Raw genomic sequence first — 18,126 nt, forward strand, 5'->3', positions numbered from 1 at the left:
TGTAGGTATTTTTAAACGTATTAAAAATTGTATTTTTAATAAAAAAAATAAAACTATGATAACAATAATAATGGCAGAAGATCATCAAATGTTAATTGATGGAGTAAAATCGTTTTTTGAGTTTGATGAGAATATAGACATTATTGGTGCTGTAAATAATGGTGAAGAATTAGTAAATTTAGTTGGTTTAAAACAACCTAAACTAGTAATTACAGATATTAGAATGCCAATTATGGACGGTATTCAAGCCACAAGAATAATTAAAAAAAAAATGCCACATATTAATGTTTTAGCAATGACAATGTTCGATCAACCAGATGCTATAAAACAAATGTTAGATGCTGGTGCAACTGGTTATATCTTAAAAAACTCAGGAATAAAAATGTTGTCTAAAGCAATAGCTACAGTTGCAGAAGGTAAAACTTTTTTTGATCCAAATGTAGCCTTCAATTTTATGAATAATTATATTGAAGACAATGTAACCATTGGTAAATCTGATAAAGTTATATTATCTAACAGAGAAAAAGAAATACTTAGTTTAATTGCAAATGGTAAAACATCCAAAGAAATTTCTGAAATATTATTTATTGCTAAAACAACAGTAGATACTCATAGAAAAAACATGATTCGAAAATTAGATTTAGCTTCTGGTAATGAATTGGTTAAATATGCAATTGATATGAAATATCAGTTTTAATTTCCTACTTCATTAATAAACTTAATACGCATTAAACGTAATTCATCATCATCATAATCACCATCAAACTCGTCTAAGGCATCTTGAATTTTATCAGTTTCTGCTTCCATAAAATATTCATGAATTTCTTCTTGCTGATCTTCATCTAACAAATCATCTAAAGCATAATTAATATTTATTTTTGTACCAGAAAAAATAATTCTTTCCATTTCCTTTATCAAATCACTCATTTCCAAACCCTTAGATTTCGCTATATCTTCTAAAGGTAATTTTTTATCAGTATTTTGAATAATAAACAACTTTAATCCGGAGTTAACACCAGTACTTTTTACAATTAAATCATCTGGTCTTAAAACATCATTTTCATCTACATAAGTAGCAATTAATTTTACAAAATCTTTACCAAATTTTCTAGCTTTTCCTTCTCCTACTCCATGTACTTTCGATAATTCTTCTAAAGTAATTGGGTATTTTAAAGCCATATCATCTAAAGACGGGTCTTGAAAAACTGCAAAAGGTGGTACTCCTTGTTTTACTGCTACTCTTTTCCTTAAATCTTTAAGTAACTTCACTAACTTATCATCAGAAACACCTCCAGAAGATTTTGAATTGGTAATAATAGAATTATCATTTCCTTCATGATAAGAATGGTCTTCTGTCATCATAAAAGTGGTTGGTTTTTCTAAATATTTTTCACCATGTTTAGTTAATTTAATAACTCCATATTGTTCAATTTCTTTTTTGATAAAATTAACCACCAATATTTGACGAATTAAAGCCATCCAATAAGAAGGTGCTTTTTCTTTACCAATACCAAAAAATGGCTGTAAGTGAGTTTTATGAGAAGTAAGTAAAGCATTTTCTTTACCTACAATTGTATTTACAACTTCTTTAGCTTTGTATTTTTGTAATGTATCTTTTACAACTTGTAAAACAATAGCAACATGTTCTTTAGCTTCGTGCTTTTTCTTCGGATTTCGAGAATTATCATCCATATCTGCACCTTCTCCATTTACTTCATCAAATTCCTCACCAAAATAATGCAATAAATATTTACGCCTATTCATAGAAGTTTCTGCATAACCAACAACTTCTTGTAATAATGCATGTCCAATTTCTTGTTCTGCAACTGGTTTACTAGACATAAATTTTTCTAATTTTTCTATGTCTTTATATGCGTAAAAAGCCAAACAATATCCTTCTCCATCATCTCTACCAGCTCTTCCTGTTTCTTGGTAATAACTTTCTAAACTTTTAGGAATATCATGATGAATTACAAAACGCACATCAGGTTTGTCTATTCCCATACCAAAAGCAATAGTTGCCACTACAACATCACAATCTTCCATTAAGAACATATCTTGATGTTTAACTCTAGTTTTTGCATCTAAACCTGCATGATAAGGCACAGCTTTTAAACCATTAACTTGTAAAATCTGAGCTACTTCTTCTACTTTTTTTCTACTTAAACAGTAAATAATTCCAGACTTACCTTCTCTTTGCTTAACAAATCTTATAATATCTTTTTCTACTTCTTTAGTTTTAGGTCTAACTTCATAAAATAAATTAGCTCTATTAAAAGAAGCCTTAAAACGATTTGCATCTGTAATACCAAGCGTTTTTAAAATATCTTCTTGTACTTTTTCTGTTGCTGTAGCTGTTAAACAGATTACTGGCACACTATCAATAGCTTTAATAATGTGTTTTAAATTTCTATATTCTGGTCTAAAATCATGACCCCATTCAGAAATACAATGTGCTTCATCTATGGCTACAAAAGATATTTTTTGAGTTCTTAAAAAAGTAACATACTCTTCTTTTATTAAAGATTCTGGTGCAACATATAACAATTTTGTAATTCCGTTTGCAATATCGTCTTTAACTTGTGCTACTTCAGTTTTATTTAATGACGAGTTTAATACATGTGCAACTCCATTATGTTCAGAAATACCTCTAATAGCATCTACCTGATTTTTCATTAAGGCAATTAAAGGCGAAACTACTATTGCAGTACCTTCTGCCATTAAAGCTGGTAGTTGATAACAAAGAGATTTCCCTCCTCCTGTTGGCATTATTACAAAAGTATTATGATTGTTAACAATACTCTTTATTACTTCTTCTTGTAATCCTTTAAATTTATTAAAACCAAAGAATTTTTTAAGAGGACTATGTAAATCCATATAAATATTAAATTATCATTTTAGAAAATGCAAACCAATTACTATATTGTTTGTTGAAACTTATTTTTATAGTAAATTTGCCTGTTTCGTATATCTAAAGATATAACTTTTTTTTATTCTGATAAAAACATAAAGCTTGAAAGATAATACCACCATAATTGCAAATGCAAAAAACACAATTATTGCAGAAAGTAAAGCTATTGCTAACTTAGCGAATTTTATAGATAGTAGTTTTGAAAATGCTGTGAAATATATTCACAATTTTAAAGGTAGAGTTATAATAACTGGCGTAGGTAAAAGCGCCAATATTGCAGCAAAAATTGTTGCTACATTTAACTCTACAGGTACTCCTGCTGTTTTTATGCATGCTGCAGATGCCATTCATGGAGATTTAGGTAATGTTTTAGATGATGATGTAGTAATATGTATTTCCAAAAGTGGAAATACACCAGAAATAAAAGTTTTAATTCCGTTGATAAAAAATTATGGAAATAAAATTATTGCAATTACTGGTAATGTAGATTCATATTTAGGTAAAAATGCAGATTTTACTTTAAATACTTTTGTAGAAAAAGAAGCTTGCCCAAATAATTTAGCACCAACAACAAGTACAACTGCTCAATTAGTAATGGGTGATGCTCTTGCTGTTTGCTTGTTAGATTTAAAAGGATTTACAAGTAAAGACTTTGCAAAATATCATCCTGGAGGTGCTTTAGGCAAACGCCTATATTTAAGAGTTACTGATTTAATCAGTAATAATGAATTACCTCAAGTCACTAAAAATGATACGATTGCAAAAGTAATTATAGAAATGTCTGAAAAGCGTTTGGGAGTTACAGCTGTTGTAGAAGAAAATAAAGTTATAGGTATTATTACTGATGGTGATATTAGAAGAATGCTAAGTAAAACTACAAAAATTGATGATTTTGTAGCTAAAGACATTATGAGTAAAGACCCAAAAACGATTCATAAAGATGCAATGGCTATAGATGCTTTAGATACACTAGAAAATAATAGTATAACTCAAATTTTAGCTGTAGATGATTCAAATAATTATGCAGGAGTTGTACATTTACATGATTTAATTAAAGAAGGGATTTTTTAATGGCAGAACAACAAAAAGAAATGTCTTTTTTAGGACATTTAGAGGAATTAAGATGGCATTTAGTAAGAAGTGTAGCCGCAATTTTTATTTTGGCAATTACATTTTTTGCATTTGCTCAGCAAGTTTACGATCATTTTTTACTAGCACATATAAAGCCTGATTTTATCACCTATCAGTTATTTTGTGATTTATTTCAGTTATTTGGTATTGATAGTGCGTTTTGTAATGTTAGTTTTGCTGATAAAAAATTACAAAGTATAAAAGTAACATCGCAATTAATGAATTCTATTTGGTCTTCATTAATTTTAGGTTTAATCATTTCTTTCCCTTATTTATTATGGGAAATATGGCGATTTGTAGCTCCTGGATTAACAGATCAAGAAATTAAAAAATCTAGAGGTTTTATTTTTATAGCATCCTTTTTATTTTTTATTGGTGTACTGTTTAGCTTTTATGTAATTGCACCTATATCAATTCATTTTTTATACAATTACCAAATTACAGATGCTATTGAAAATAGTTTTACCCTAGAATCTCATATTGGTTTGGTTACAAATATGTTATTAGGTGTTTCTATTTTATTTGAATTACCTGTACTCATCTATTTTCTTACCAAAATTGGATTAATTACACCAGAATTTCTAAAAAAATATAGAAAACATGCTTTGGTTGTTGTATTAATTTTAGCAGCTATTATTACACCACCAGATGTTGCAAGCCAAGTTATAGTTGCAATTCCTATCTTAATATTATATGAAATAGGAATTAGCGTATCAAGAAGAGTTATTAAAAAACAAGAAAAGAATGCCAACAAAAGTTAAAGAATTTAATGATTATCGTGCAAAAATGAACGATAAAATCTTAGCTTCAGATAATAAAGTTATCAAAAGAATATTTAATTTAGACACTAATGCTTTTAAAGAAGGACATTTACCTGTTAAAACAAAAGAACTATTAGGTTTAGTAGCATCTATGGTTTTAAGATGTGATGATTGTGTACAATATCATTTAGAAGCCGCCATGAAAAATGGTGTTAGCAAAGAAGAAATGATGGAAACTATGTCTATTGCCAATTTAATTGGTGGTACAATTGTTATTCCACATTTAAGAAGAGCTGTAGAATATTGGGAAGCTCTAGAAGAAGAAAAAAGTTTAACTGAATAATGGTTTAAGAGTGTTTTAAGAACTTTCTAAATTAAGTTAAATACATTTACATAATTAAACAGTTCAAACAATTATATATTTTTGATAAAATGATTTTAAAAGCAGAAAATATTCAAAAACTTTATGGAAGTAGAAAAGTTGTAAAAGGCATTTCTTTAGAAGTTCAGCAAGGTGAAATTATTGGACTTTTAGGACCAAATGGAGCTGGTAAAACAACTTCTTTTTATATGATTGTTGGTATGGTTAAACCTAATGAAGGCCATATTTACTTAAATGATGAAGAAATAACCAAAGATGCCATGTACCAACGTGCACAAAAAGGTATTGGTTATTTAGCACAAGAAGCTTCTGTTTTTAGAAAATTGTCTGTAGAAGATAACATTATGTCTGTATTGCAATTTACAGGTTTGTCTAAAAAAGAACAGAAAATTAAGTTAGAATCTTTAATCGAAGAATTTAATATTGGTCATGTTCGTAAGAATAGAGGCGATTTACTTTCTGGTGGTGAAAGACGAAGAACAGAAATTGCACGTTGTTTAGCTTCTGATCCAAATTTTATTTTGTTAGATGAACCTTTTGCAGGTGTAGACCCAATTGCTGTAGAAGATATACAAAGTATTGTTGCACAATTAAAAAACAAAAATATAGGTATTTTAATTACAGATCATGATGTGCAAGCAACGTTAGCCATTACAGACAAAACCTATTTAATGTATAATGGTAGTATCTTAAAAGAAGGTACTCCAGAAGAATTAGCTGCAGATGAAATGGTTCGTAAAGTGTATTTAGGTAAAGACTTTGAGTTAAAAAAGAAGAAAATCTTTCAATAGAAATTCTTTTAAATTTGGTTTTTCTATTTATTGAAACATCCTATATGCCAAAGAATACCAGAAGGATCGTGTAAAAAAAATTCTTGTCCCCAATCATTTTTAACAATTTCAGAAAGTTTAACCTTTGGATACTTTTTTGTAAGATTTTTATTTTTTATTTCAGCTAAATAAAGCTCTAAATCCTCTACTTCTAAAAAGAGCATTGAATTATCTACCCAATCTTTTACATATGCTTTTTGTAAATAAAAACTTAACTTTTCATCAACCTTAAAAACAGATAAATTAGTAGATAATTTTATTTCTGAAAAACCTAAATCTTTATAGAAGTTACTAGAAGATTCAAAATCTTTAGCTCCAATAAATGTTCTTATAGATTTAAACATTATTTTTAAATAATATTATTGTTCAATTACTTCTTTTTTAGAAAAATGAAAAAAGAAACACACTCCTTTTTTACCATCTTCTCTATTTTGCAAGAAAATTTCTCCTCCTAGTCTTTTAATTATAGATTTTACTGTAGCCAAACCAATACCCGTATTTTGACTATTGGTGTTGTTTAAAGTTTCAAACATTTCAAAAACTTTACTCCAGTATTTTTGTGCTATACCTGGTCCATTATCTCTGTAAATAAAATGATAATGCTCTGCAGTTTCTTTAAAATCAATTTCTAGTTCTACTTTTTCTTCATCAGAATATTTTCTAGAATTTGATATTAAGTTCTGAAAAACTTGTACAAAACCAATTTTAGAACTTTTTATAGAAGTATCTAAAGCATTAGAATTTAAATATATTTTGTTTTCAAAATCTATATTTTTAATGATACTATCTAAATACATTTTAATATTAATATCTTCATAAACAATATTTTCTGTGTTAACTTTAGTATATTCTAAAATATCATCTATTAAAGTACCCATATAAACCATTCTATTAGAAATTAAACTTATATGTGATTCAGCTTCAGTATTTTTAAACAAATTTCCATGATCTTCATTTAAAACATCTAATAAAAAGTTAACTCCATTTATTGGCGATTTTAAATCATGTGTTAAACGATAAGCAAAATCATTTAAGCGTTCGTTTAGCTTTTCTGTTTTATTACTTGCTTTTTTAAGTTCGTTATTTTTTTTTCTTAACTCTAAAAGGCTAATTACTTGTTTTGCTAAAAGTTGTAAAGCTTCTTTTTGAGAATCATTTAAATTGTTGGGCTTATTATCAATTACACATAAAGTTCCTAAAGGATAACCTTCTGGCGATTTTAATGGTGCCCCAGCATAAAAAATTACATTCGGATCTTTAGTAGTTAAAGGATTATCATAAAAACGTTCATCTTTTGTAGCATCATTAACAATAAATAACTCATCTGGGTTTAAAATACTATGTGCACAAAATGCCAGTTCTCTTGGTGTTTCTGTTGCATCTACTCCATGATGAGATTTAAACCATTGTCTTTTTTCATCAATTAAAGAAATTAATGCTATTGGTGTATTACAAATACTAGATGCAATTTTAGAAAGTGCATCATAATCGTCTTCTGGTAAGGTATCTATTATTTTATAATCTTCTAAAGCTTGTAATCTATCTACTTCATTTTTAGGAATTTCTGCTGACTCCATAATATTAAATTTTGGGGGTTAAATTTTTTATTATTGATAAAAGAATGTACAAGGTAATAATAATAGGTATTGACAAGTAATTTATTAACAAAATTAACACTAAAGAAAATGTTAAAAATAAATAGGTTACCCAATTATTTTTTAAAGAATAGTCTTTAAATTTTAATGAAAATAGAGGTATATCTGCATTCATTAAATAAGTTAAAACCCATGTTATAGCAATTAAAAAATAATTATTATGAATTAAATTATTAATAAATTCTATATCAGAATATTCTTGAATTAAAGGTAATGATATTACAAATAAACACATTGCAGGTGTTGGTAAACCAATAAAGGAATCTGTTTGTCTAGTATCAATATTAAATTTACCAAGCCTATAACAGGCTCCTAAAGTTAATATTAAACCTATTAAAGAAACATCAAAAAACGAATTATCAATAGTATTAAAGTCTTTAAGCAAATTATTCTGAATTAATTTTAACATAATAATACCAGGTACAACACCACTTGTAACCATGTCTGCCAAAGAATCTAGTTGCTTACCTAACTCTCCTGTTACTTTTAATAAACGTGCAGCAAAACCATCAAAAAAATCAAATAAAATTCCAGTTAATACAAATATACTAGCGTTAACAAAATCTTCTTCTACAGCATAAATAGCTGCAACTGTACCACAAAAAAGATTACCTAGTGTTAATAAATTAGGTATATACTCTATAATTTTCATCTAAAAAAGCTTCAATTAAAAGCTAAAATAAGAAATCATAATTAGTCTATTTTCTAAATTGTTATTTATTTAAGATATTTGTAAGACTACAGAAAATATATGCCAATATTATCATCTAACTTTTTACCTACAATTCCTTTTAGAAATGGTCATTTTAACACAATGTACAGACCACTTTTTATGAAGGATAAAGCAATTTATACTAGAAAAAGAGTTGTTACTTGGGATAACGATTTTATAGATTTAGATTTTTCTTTTGTAGGTTCTAACACTTTAGTTTTACTAATACATGGTTTGGAAGGTAGTTCTGAATCAAAATATATTGCATCTAACACTAATAACCTAAATAATAATAAAATAGATACTGTTTGTTTTAATTTAAGAGGTTGTAGTGGAGAAGATAATTTACTATTAAGTACTTATCATAGTGGAAAAACGGAAGATGTAGATTTTGTAATTAATCATCTTTTAGAAAACTATAATTACAAAAATATAATAATTGTTGGTTTTAGTTTAGGTGGTAATTTAACGCTTAAATATATAGGAGAAAAAAGTGATGGAATATCTGCAAAAATTAAAGGCGGAATTGCAGTTTCTGTTCCTATTGATATTGAAAGTTCTGAAAAAGAGCTAGATAAATTAAAAAACAAGTTATATATGGAAGTGTTTTTTAAAACCATGAAAAATAAGATTTTAGAAAAATCTCATAAATTTCCAGATTATAAATTAGATAAGGACAAGTTATTTAAAGCAACAAAATTTAAAGATTTAGAATATTTATATACTGTGCCTGTTTTTGGTTTTGATAGTCCAGAAGATTATTGGCAAAAAGCAAGCTCAAAACCTTATTTACCCAAAATTAAAAAGCCAACTTTACTAATTAACGCTAAAGACGACACTTTTTTATCAACTGAATGTTATCCTTACCAAGAAGCAGAAAATTCTGATTATTTCTTTTTAGAAGAAACAAAATATGGTGGTCATTGTGGTTTTATGACATCATTTAAACCCAATGAAAATAATTGGTTAGAGCACAGAATTTATCGTTTTATAAAAGAAAATATACAGATTGATATTTAATAAACAATATCTACCAAAAACAATAGTTAATTTAATAGGATTTAAGATATTTGTTATTGATAAATTATAAGCTATTGAAATATAAATTTTTACTTATTTTAATTATTTTTCCACTGTTTTTAAATGCACAAGTATTTAGAAACTACTCCAATGAATTTTTAAATATTGGGGTTGATGCTGCTGCTCTAGGGATGAGTAAAGCTGTTGTTGCAACCACAAATAATGTAAACGCAACTTACTGGAACCCTGCTGGTTTGGTGGGTATAGAAGATTATCAAGGTTCATTAATGCACGCTTCTTATTTTGCAGGCATTGCTAATTACAATCACGCTGCTTTTGCAATGCCAATAGATTACGAAAGTGCTTTGGGAATTTCTGTAATTCGTTTTGGGGTTGATGATATTTTGAACACTACACAATTGATTGATAGTGAAGGTAATATCGATTTTAATAGAATTAGCCTTTTTTCTGCAGCAGATTATGCATTTAATATTGCTTATGCTAGAAATTTAATTTTTAAGGATGTAAAATTTGGAGTAAATGCTAAAATAGTTCGTAGAATTATTGGTGAATTTGCTAGTTCTTGGGGTTTTGGTTTTGATGCAGGTTTACAATTCGAAAGAAATTCTTGGAAATTTGGTTTAATGGCCAGAGATATTACCACAACTTTTAATAGTTGGGCTATTAATGAAGACGAATTTGATAAAATTAAAAATGCAATTCCTGGTCAAAATCAAGAATTACCAGAAACTACTGAAGTTACTAAACCAAAAATACAAGTTGGTGTTGCCAAAGAATGGAGAGTTGGTCGTTATTTAAACTTACTTTCAGAAGTAGACTTAAACATTCGTTTTGAACAATCTAATGATATTTTTTCATCAAAAATTGGTAGTATAGATCCTGCTGTTGGTTTTCAATTAGATTACGACAAGCTGGTTTATTTACGTTTAGGTGTAGGTAATTTTCAATACATTACAGAGTTTAACGATGGTAAATCACTTTCTGTACAGCCAAATTTTGGAGTTGGTTTTAACTACAAAGGCATTCAAGTAGATTATGCTTTAACCAATATTGGTAGTGTTGGTAATGCATTATTTTCTAATATTTTCTCTATTACTTTCGATTATAGTTTCTTTAGAAATTAAAACTGATGAAAAAAAAACACTTACTATTACTCTTTTTTTTATTGCTGATAAAACCTATAAATGCGCAAGTTAACCTTTCTGTATATTCTGAAGTAAGTATAATAACTGCTGGGCCAGGAACAGAATTATATGAAGCTTTTGGGCATTCTGCTATTCGAATTAAAGATCCTGTTTTGCAGTTGGATTTAATTTATAATTATGGAATGTTCGATTTTAATCAACCTAATTTTTATGCAAACTTTACAAAAGGTAAATTACTGTATAAATTGGCTCGATACAATTTTAAATACTTTTTGGCGAGTTATAAAAGAGATAAACGTTGGGTAAAACAACAAGTTTTAAATTTAACGCAACAAGAAAAACAAGCCTTTTTCAAATATTTAGAAAATAACGCATTACCTAAAAATGCAAATTATTATTATGACCCTTTTTATAATAACTGTGCTTCTAAATTAAGAGATATTACAACTTCTGTTTTAGGAGATCGAGTTGCTTTTAATGATGATAAAATTGAAAAAAACCTATCCTTTAGACAATTGATGAACAAAGAAATTTACTGGAACACTTGGGGTAATTTCGGAATTAATTTAGCTTTAGGTAGTAAATTAGATAAAAAAGCAACATCAGAAGAATATATGTATCTACCTGATTATATATATAAAATATTTAAAAACAGTTCTTTATTTATTGATAATCAACCAAAAAAACTAGTTAAAAAAGAAATTATATTATTAGATTACGAAGAAATAGAACAAAAAGTTTCCATATTAAATCCATTTGTAATTTTTAGTATTATTGCTTTTATTGGTCTTTTTATTACTTACAAAGATTTTAAAAATTATAAAAGAACTAGATTATTAGATTTCACCTTACTTTTTATATCAGGAATTGTTGGAGTATTAATTCTATTTTTATGGTTTTTTACAGATCATTCTACAACACCAAATAACTTTAATTTTTTATGGGCCTTTGCTCCTAATTTAATTATTGCTTTTCTATTATTCAAAAAAAATCAGCCTAAATGGATACATACTTACTTTAAAATATTGTTAGGTTTATTGCTTTTAATTCCATTTTTATGGGTAATAAAAATTCAATTATTTCCATTAGCTGTAATTCCTTTATTAGTTTTACTTTTTATTAGATATTTGTTTTTAACATCATTTTATAAAAAATAAAAAGTTTTTTTAGATGAATTATAAGTTAGAAATTATTCCTTTTGAAGAAAAATATGCCACTCATTTTTATGATTTAAATGTAGAATGGCTAAAGAAATATTTTTATGTAGAACCTTATGATGAAAAGGTTTTAAGCAATCCTAGAAAATATGTTTTAGACCCAGGAGGTTTTATCTTTTTTGCAAAATACAATAATAAAATTGTGGGTGTAGTTTCAATCATCAACCAAAGATCTTTTTATGAATTGAGTAAAATGGCAGTTGACCCTAAATTTCAAGGTTTAAAAATTGGCTTAAAACTAATGGAGTTTTCTATAGATTTTGCAAAAAAGCAAAACTGGAAAAACATTATATTATATTCACATAGAAGTTTAGTACCTGCAATTAATTTGTACAAAAAAATGGGTTTTAAAGAAATACCTGTAGAAGAAAACTCACATTACGAACGTTCTGACATTAAAATGATTTTAGAATTATAGTAAAAAAAATCAGTATTAAATAAAACTTTGTATCGCTAATTCATAGCCTTTTAAACCAAAACCAAACAAAACACCTTTTGCAGCAGATGCAATAAAACTTTTATGTCTAAATTCTTCGCGAGCGTGCGTATTAGAAATATGTAATTCTATAACAGGAGCATTTATTGCTTTTACAGCATCTCCTATTGCTACAGACGTATGAGTATAAGCAGCAGCGTTTAAAATAATTCCATCGTAATCGAAACCAACTTCATGTAATTTATCAATTAGTTTACCTTCTATATTAGATTGAAAATAAGACAATTCTACGTTTGTAAACTTTAATTGTAAGTCTCTAAAAAAATCTTCGAAAGTTTCAGATCCGTAAATTTCTGGTTCACGTTTTCCTAAAAGGTTTAAGTTTGGTCCGTTTATAATTATAAGTTTCATAAAAACACTTTAAGTTGTAAATATAAACTTTATTTTTAGCAAATGAAATGGCAAAACGCAATTAGAGATTATCAATTATTCTTAAAAATTGAGAGAGGTTTATCTCAAAATACAATTGATAGTTATACTAGAGATTTAGAAAAATTGACATTATTTTTAAATGATAATGAAATTGACTCCTCTCCTATTTCTGTAGATCAAAGCCTTGTACAACAATTTATTTATGAAGTTGCTAAAAAAGTAAATCCTAGAAGTCAGGCAAGAATTATTTCTGGTTTACGTAGTTTTTTTGATTATTTGATTTTTGAAGATTATAGAAAAACAAACCCAACTGATTTAATTGAAGCTCCTAAAATTGGTAGAAAATTACCAGATACTTTATCCGAAGATGAAATAAACCAACTAATTTCTGCAATAGATTTAAGTCATCCCCAAGGAGAAAGAAATAGAACAATTATAGAAACAATGTACAGTTGTGGTTTAAGAGTAAGCGAACTTATCACCTTAAAAATTTCTGATTTATTTTTTGAAGAGGGTTTTATAAAAGTTACTGGTAAAGGAAATAAAGAACGTTTTATACCCATACATTATAATGCACAAAAATATATTTCTTTTTATATAAACGATATTAGAAGTCATTTAAATCCTAAAAAAGGTTTTGAAGATACTTTATTTTTAAATAGAAGGGGAAATGGCTTAACCAGACAAATGATTTTTACAATTTTAAAAAACCTAGCTGTAGAAATCAATTTAAATAAAAAAATTAGTCCACATACTTTACGCCATTCTTTTGCGACTCATTTACTTAAAAACGGTGCAGATTTAAGAGCAATTCAGCAAATGTTAGGTCATGAAAGTATTACAACTACAGAAGTCTATGTGCATTTAGATAGAAGTTATTTAAGAGAAGTTGTAGAAACTTATCATCCTAGAAAATAAAAAAGCCCTTAAATAAACATCTTTCTTTTAATAAAATTGATTCTATTATACCATAAAATATTTTAGAACCCATTTAAGTGTTAAGTTACTTAACTGTTTTAAAATGTTTTACAACAGACCAATCACTCCAATTTAAAAACTGATCTCTATAACGAACTCTTACATAATATATAGTTTCGTTACTTAATTTTCTATCAATAATCTCATCTGTTAAATCATCATTTTTTTGTCTGTTTTCTTTATAATACCAGTTTTCATGTTGTTTCCAAGAATTGTAAATAATTTTAGAAAAATCTGCTGTTGTTGATACTTGCCAATTAGAAGCTGCATGAAAAGCATCTTTTTTATCACTTTTAAAATCATTGGCTTTAATAAACATTTTATGAATTGGATGATTTTTTAAATCTAAATCTACCAAAATTGGAGTTTTAGGCTGAATTGTTTTCTTAAAAACAGTTATGCTATCTCTTAATTCATTATCTCTAAATTTTACATTATTTCCTCTACTTATTCTTTTTAAAGTAAAAGAAGGGTTTTCTTTATCTGTATCTATAGTTGCTAAAACAAAACCATATTCATCTTGAGTAACTGTAAACTCATCATAATCTCTACCTTCAAACTCTCCCCAATTGTCAATGGCACCACCAGCAGAAGCTACATTTACCCAAAGATGTTTGTGTTCTTTAGATTGCCCTCTAGAATAACCATGTGTATGACCAAAAAAATGCAAACTTGGCTTGTTAGATACCTTGCTAAATGTTTCTAATAACTTTACTACTTTACCAGAAAAATCTTCTTCTCCAGGAATCCATAGTTCAGATTTATGAGGATGATGCAATTGTGCAAAAACAAAATCAATTTTATCATTTTTGGCAGTTTTATCTAGCAATTCTTTTAACCATTCTAGTTGTTCTTTAATATCTCTATAACCATTATTTGAATCTAAACCAATAATTCTTGTATTTGCGTAATCTTTAAACCACCAATGTTCTGCATATTCTGGGCTTCCGTTTTTTGGCAAACTGAAATATTTAAAATAAAAGTCTGAATTTCTTTCATGATTTCCTGGCACTGGATAAACTGGTACATTAGAAAATAATTTTTCTGATTGTTTAAAGAAATGTTCTTGCCATTGACTAAAAACAGAACCAGTAACCACCAAATCTCCAGGAATTACAACCATTGCTAAATTGTCTGAAATATCGCCTTTATAATTTTTATCAAAATAAGCCAATACTCCTTCTTCTACAATCTCTGTAAATTTAGTTGGATACTGCGAATCGTATTGCATATCACTCATTGCAACTAAATTTATTTTTTTAGATTCACCTGCAAATGGTGGAGTTTTAAATTGATAAATTTTTGATACAGCTTTGCCAGTTTGAACTTTATAATAATAAGTTGTAAATCTTTTTAAACCAGTAATAGTAACTTCATGTACTCTTTTATCAGTAAAATTTATATCGAAAGCAGTACCAATAGTTTTATTTTTTAATTTATTTTCTGTTAAACCCCAGTAAACAATAGATTCTTCACCAAAATCTGTTTGCCACATAATTTTGATTGATGTTGGTTCTGCATCTTGTAAATAAGGTCTTATTTCTATTTTTTGAGCTATTAAAAACTGAACTATAAATAAAAAGAAGAGACTTAAAACTCTATTTTTTTTCATCATTTTATAAAATTAAAAATAAGACTGCAATAAAATTACGGTCTTATAAATTATTATTTTAGCCACTAATTTCAGCTTCATAAATAATTATATTCTTTTCCTGTAATAATTTATTTACCTATATATCAATTGTAAAGAAATTTTACCAATGTTATAAAAGTAATAACTACAAAAGAAGAATTTAAAAGTGAAATCAATGTTTTTTAAAAGTTAACGAATTGGTTGTAAAACTTTATTATAGTCTTAATTTATTATTAGCAAAAAAAATATCTATTCTTTTTATATCATAAAATTAATCTAAAAACACAAAAAAACCTTGAGTATATACTCAAGGTTTTATATTTATAATGTAAATAAAAAAATTATTTAGCTACATTTACAGCTCTAGTTTCTCTAATTACAGTAACTTTTACTTGACCTGGATAAGTCATATCATTCTGTATTTTTTGCGAAATACTAAAAGATAATTCAGAGGCTTTTGCATCATTTACTTTGGTGCTTTCTACCATAACTCTTAATTCACGACCAGCTTGAATGGCATACGCTTTTTGTACTCCATTAAAACCAAAAGCAATTGCTTCTAAATCTTTTAAACGTTGTATATAAGAATCTAATACCTGACGTCTAGCACCTGGTCTTGCCCCAGAAATTGCATCACAAACTTGTACAATTGGTGATAATAAACTCTTCATTTCTATTTCATCATGGTGAGCACCAATAGCATTACAAACTTCACCTTTTTCACCATATTTCTCAGCCCATTGCATACCTAATAATGCGTGAGGTAATTCGCTTTCTGCATCTGGTACTTTACCAATATCATGCAATAAACCTGCTCTTTTAGCCAACTTAGCATTAATACCCATTTCAGAAGCCATAATTCCACAAAGATTGGATACTTCACGTGAGTGTTGTAATAAGTTCTGCCCATAAGAAGAACGATATTTCATTCTACCTACAGCTTTAATAAGCTCTGGATGCAAACCGTGAATACCTAAATCGATTACAGTTCTTTTACCAACTTCTATAATTTCTTGGTTAATTTGCTTTTCTGTTTTCTTTACAACTTCTTCAATTCTTGCTGGGTGTATTCTACCATCTGTCACCAATTTGTGCATTGCCAAACGTGCAATTTCTCTACGTACAGGATCAAAACAAGATAAAATAATTGCTTCAGGCGTATCATCAACAATAATTTCTACACCAGTTGCAGACTCTAAAGCTCTAATATTACGTCCTTCTCTACCAATAATTCTACCTTTAACATCATCAGACTCTAAGTTAAAAACAGATACACAATTTTCTACAGCTTGCTCTACACCTACTCTTTGTATAGTACCTAAAACAACTTTTCTTGCTTCTTGTTCTGCTGTTAATTTTGCTTCTTCTATAGAAGTTTGTACAAATGCCATTGCTTCTGTTTTAGCTTCATCTTTTAACGATGCAACCAATTCTTTTTTAGCTTCTTCTGCAGATAAACCAGAAATTTGCTCTAGCATGTCTACATGACGTTTATGCATTTTTTCTAAATCACCTTCTTTCTTTTCTAAGAAATCTAATTTAAAATTATAATCTTTTTCTTTACTTTCTAAAGATTGATTTAAACGCTTATTTTTATCTACCTCTGATGCTACTTTAGATTCTCTATCTCTAATTCTTTTTTCTACATCAGAAATCTTTTTCTCTCTTGTTAAGATTACTTTTTCATGCTCAGATTTTAACTCAATAAATTTTTCTTTAGCTTGTAAAATTTTATCTTTTTTTACTGATTCTGCATCAATTTTAGCTTCTTTTAAAATTGTTGCAGCTTCTTTTCTTGTACCATCAAGAATTTTCTTTCCTCTTGATTTTTCTAGGGCCTTAAAAATTAAAAAGCCTACTGCTATCCCTACTAAAACTCCCATAATAGTGGGTAGTACCATTCCATCCATAATTTAAAATTTATATATAAAAAAAGCCTACATTAGATTAGGTTTTTAAACTCCAAAATGACATTTATAGGACTAACTAACTGTTCAAGGATCCAACTTGGTACTGAAATAAATTCAGCAACTATGGCATGCTATAGTAGTTAAGACTCATCCTTCATAATAGAATAGTGTTGAGTTTAATAAACAATTACTAACGTAGGCAGTGTGTTGTTAATGTATTTTAAAGAACTTATTCTAAATGAGTATTTACCAAATTGGTAAGTTCATTTAGCTTTTGTATTTCTTCCTCTTTATTATCGGTCTTTTGCAAAGATAGCATTTCTAATTTTGATGCAAATTGTAATGCAGACATTGCTAAAACATCTTGTTTATCGCTAACTGCATAATTTTGCTCATACATAGAAATTAACTTATTAATTGCGTTAGCAGCTTTACGCATACCCTCTTCTTCTTTAATGTTATTTACACTTAAAGGATAAGTTCTACCAGCAATTACAATATTAATCTTTAGTTTATGACTCACAATAAAAAGAACTTTATTCTTGTAACTGAATTATACATTTATCAATTTCTCTAATCAATGAATTTATTTTCAGTTTTGTATCTTTTGTATTTGTACTACTGCCTTCAATAGTTTTTGCAATTTTAAGCAAATCGAATTCTTTGGTTTGATTAGTATAAACTTGCTTTAATTCTATTAGCTGATGTTGTAATTGTGTATTATTTTGAAGCAATATTTCATTTTCTTGTTTTAAAAACTCGTAATTAGAAAGTAAGTTTTTCAACGTTTTTTCTAGTAATTCAATTGCTTCTAATGTATTACTCATTTCACTTATTAGAATAAACTATTCTTACAAAGTTAACATTCTGTTTTAAATTTTACAACATTTTATTACTTTTTTACTAATACATTGAAGCTAAACAAATTACCAAAAGAATGTTTTTTATTATT

General features: G+C 27.5%; 19 protein-coding genes. 10 read left to right on the forward strand and 9 right to left on the reverse strand.

The genetic code is table 11. The annotated features are described in order from the left end of the window. Positions 1-55 precede the first annotated feature (55 nt). Positions 56-697: a response regulator gene (locus tag KO506_RS14155; protein WP_215995571.1), complete on the forward strand. Its 642-nt coding sequence runs from the start codon at positions 56-58 to the stop codon at positions 695-697. Here KO506_RS14155 and KO506_RS14160 read toward each other — a convergent pair. Further along, positions 694-2,877: a RecQ family ATP-dependent DNA helicase gene (locus KO506_RS14160; RefSeq protein ID WP_215995572.1), complete on the reverse strand. Its 2,184-nt coding sequence runs from the start codon at positions 2,875-2,877 to the stop codon at positions 694-696. The two genes, KO506_RS14155 and KO506_RS14160, sit on opposite strands and share 4 nt — an antisense overlap. 136 nt (positions 2,878-3,013) lie before the next feature. Here KO506_RS14160 and KO506_RS14165 point away from each other — a divergent pair, with 136 nt between their 5' ends. The 4 genes from KO506_RS14165 (at position 3,014) to lptB (ending at position 5,976) form a co-directional block, all read left to right on the forward strand. Continuing rightward, complete coding sequence (locus KO506_RS14165) at positions 3,014-3,982, forward strand: KpsF/GutQ family sugar-phosphate isomerase (RefSeq protein WP_215995573.1); 969 nt, start codon at positions 3,014-3,016, stop codon at positions 3,980-3,982. Continuing rightward, the gene (tatC, locus tag KO506_RS14170; protein ID WP_215995574.1) at positions 3,982-4,803 is read left to right on the forward strand and encodes a twin-arginine translocase subunit TatC; all 822 of its coding nucleotides are present in this window, start codon (positions 3,982-3,984) and stop codon (positions 4,801-4,803) included. Before KO506_RS14165 ends, tatC begins: the two co-directional genes overlap by 1 nt. Beyond that, a complete protein-coding gene (locus tag KO506_RS14175; protein WP_068360321.1) occupies positions 4,787-5,146 on the forward strand; it encodes a carboxymuconolactone decarboxylase family protein in 360 nt (119 codons plus the stop codon). The genes tatC and KO506_RS14175 overlap by 17 nt, the downstream gene beginning before the upstream one ends. A gap of 89 nt (positions 5,147-5,235) precedes the next feature. Continuing rightward, a complete protein-coding gene (gene lptB / locus KO506_RS14180) occupies positions 5,236-5,976 on the forward strand; it encodes an LPS export ABC transporter ATP-binding protein (protein ID WP_215995575.1) in 741 nt (246 codons plus the stop codon). Positions 5,977-5,999: 23 nt separating this feature from the next. Here the strand turns inward: lptB and KO506_RS14185 are convergent, their stop codons facing one another. The 3 genes from KO506_RS14185 to KO506_RS14195 are packed head-to-tail and all read right to left on the reverse strand — an operon-like array spanning position 6,000 to position 8,322. Further along, on the reverse strand, positions 6,000-6,359 hold the full coding sequence (locus KO506_RS14185; RefSeq protein ID WP_215995576.1) for a glyoxalase: 360 nt from the start codon (positions 6,357-6,359) through the stop codon (positions 6,000-6,002). Positions 6,360-6,374: 15 nt separating this feature from the next. Next, positions 6,375-7,592 (reverse strand): GAF domain-containing sensor histidine kinase, encoded by a 1,218-nt coding sequence (locus tag KO506_RS14190; protein WP_215995577.1) that lies wholly within the window; start codon positions 7,590-7,592, stop codon positions 6,375-6,377. 4 nt (positions 7,593-7,596) lie between these two features. Then, positions 7,597-8,322 carry a CDP-alcohol phosphatidyltransferase family protein gene (locus KO506_RS14195; protein ID WP_215995578.1) on the reverse strand — a complete coding sequence of 242 codons (726 nt, stop codon included), beginning with the start codon at positions 8,320-8,322 and terminating at the stop codon, positions 7,597-7,599. Positions 8,323-8,421: 99 nt separating this feature from the next. On the opposite strand from KO506_RS14195, the gene KO506_RS14200 reads away from it, so the two are divergent. The 4 genes from KO506_RS14200 (at position 8,422) to KO506_RS14215 (ending at position 12,203) form a co-directional block, all read left to right on the forward strand. Beyond that, a complete protein-coding gene (locus KO506_RS14200) occupies positions 8,422-9,402 on the forward strand; it encodes a YheT family hydrolase (RefSeq protein WP_215995579.1) in 981 nt (326 codons plus the stop codon). Positions 9,403-9,476: 74 nt separating this feature from the next. Further along, positions 9,477-10,547, forward strand: a complete 1,071-nt coding sequence (locus KO506_RS14205; protein ID WP_215995580.1) for a PorV/PorQ family protein — start codon at positions 9,477-9,479, stop codon at positions 10,545-10,547. Between the two features lie 5 nt (positions 10,548-10,552). Beyond that, a complete protein-coding gene (locus tag KO506_RS14210; protein WP_215995581.1) occupies positions 10,553-11,725 on the forward strand; it encodes a lipoprotein N-acyltransferase Lnb domain-containing protein in 1,173 nt (390 codons plus the stop codon). Between the two features lie 13 nt (positions 11,726-11,738). Further along, positions 11,739-12,203, forward strand: a complete 465-nt coding sequence (locus tag KO506_RS14215; RefSeq protein WP_215995582.1) for a GNAT family N-acetyltransferase — start codon at positions 11,739-11,741, stop codon at positions 12,201-12,203. 15 nt (positions 12,204-12,218) lie between these two features. Here the strand turns inward: KO506_RS14215 and aroQ are convergent, their stop codons facing one another. Beyond that, on the reverse strand, positions 12,219-12,632 hold the full coding sequence (gene aroQ / locus KO506_RS14220) for a type II 3-dehydroquinate dehydratase (RefSeq protein WP_215995583.1): 414 nt from the start codon (positions 12,630-12,632) through the stop codon (positions 12,219-12,221). A 42-nt stretch (positions 12,633-12,674) separates the two neighbouring features. Here aroQ and xerD point away from each other — a divergent pair, with 42 nt between their 5' ends. Further along, complete coding sequence (gene xerD, locus KO506_RS14225) at positions 12,675-13,571, forward strand: site-specific tyrosine recombinase XerD (protein ID WP_215995584.1); 897 nt, start codon at positions 12,675-12,677, stop codon at positions 13,569-13,571. 85 nt (positions 13,572-13,656) lie between these two features. On the opposite strand, the gene KO506_RS14230 is transcribed toward xerD, so the two are convergent. The 4 genes from KO506_RS14230 to KO506_RS14245 all read right to left on the reverse strand — a co-directional run bounded on the left by KO506_RS14230 (position 13,657) and on the right by KO506_RS14245 (position 18,001). Beyond that, positions 13,657-15,246 carry a purple acid phosphatase family protein gene (locus KO506_RS14230; protein ID WP_215995585.1) on the reverse strand — a complete coding sequence of 530 codons (1,590 nt, stop codon included), beginning with the start codon at positions 15,244-15,246 and terminating at the stop codon, positions 13,657-13,659. 359 nt (positions 15,247-15,605) lie between these two features. Then, on the reverse strand, positions 15,606-17,174 hold the full coding sequence (gene rny, locus KO506_RS14235) for a ribonuclease Y (protein WP_215995586.1): 1,569 nt from the start codon (positions 17,172-17,174) through the stop codon (positions 15,606-15,608). A gap of 229 nt (positions 17,175-17,403) precedes the next feature. Next, entirely contained in the window at positions 17,404-17,697 is a 294-nt protein-coding gene (locus KO506_RS14240) for a cell division protein ZapA (protein WP_215995587.1), read from the reverse strand. Between the two features lie 13 nt (positions 17,698-17,710). Continuing rightward, on the reverse strand, positions 17,711-18,001 hold the full coding sequence (locus tag KO506_RS14245) for a hypothetical protein (RefSeq protein ID WP_215995588.1): 291 nt from the start codon (positions 17,999-18,001) through the stop codon (positions 17,711-17,713). Positions 18,002-18,126: the final 125 nt, after the last annotated feature.

The sequence above is a fragment of the Polaribacter vadi genome, assembly GCF_018861005.1.
In the GTDB taxonomy this organism is placed as follows: Bacteria; Bacteroidota; Bacteroidia; order Flavobacteriales; family Flavobacteriaceae; genus Polaribacter; species Polaribacter vadi_A.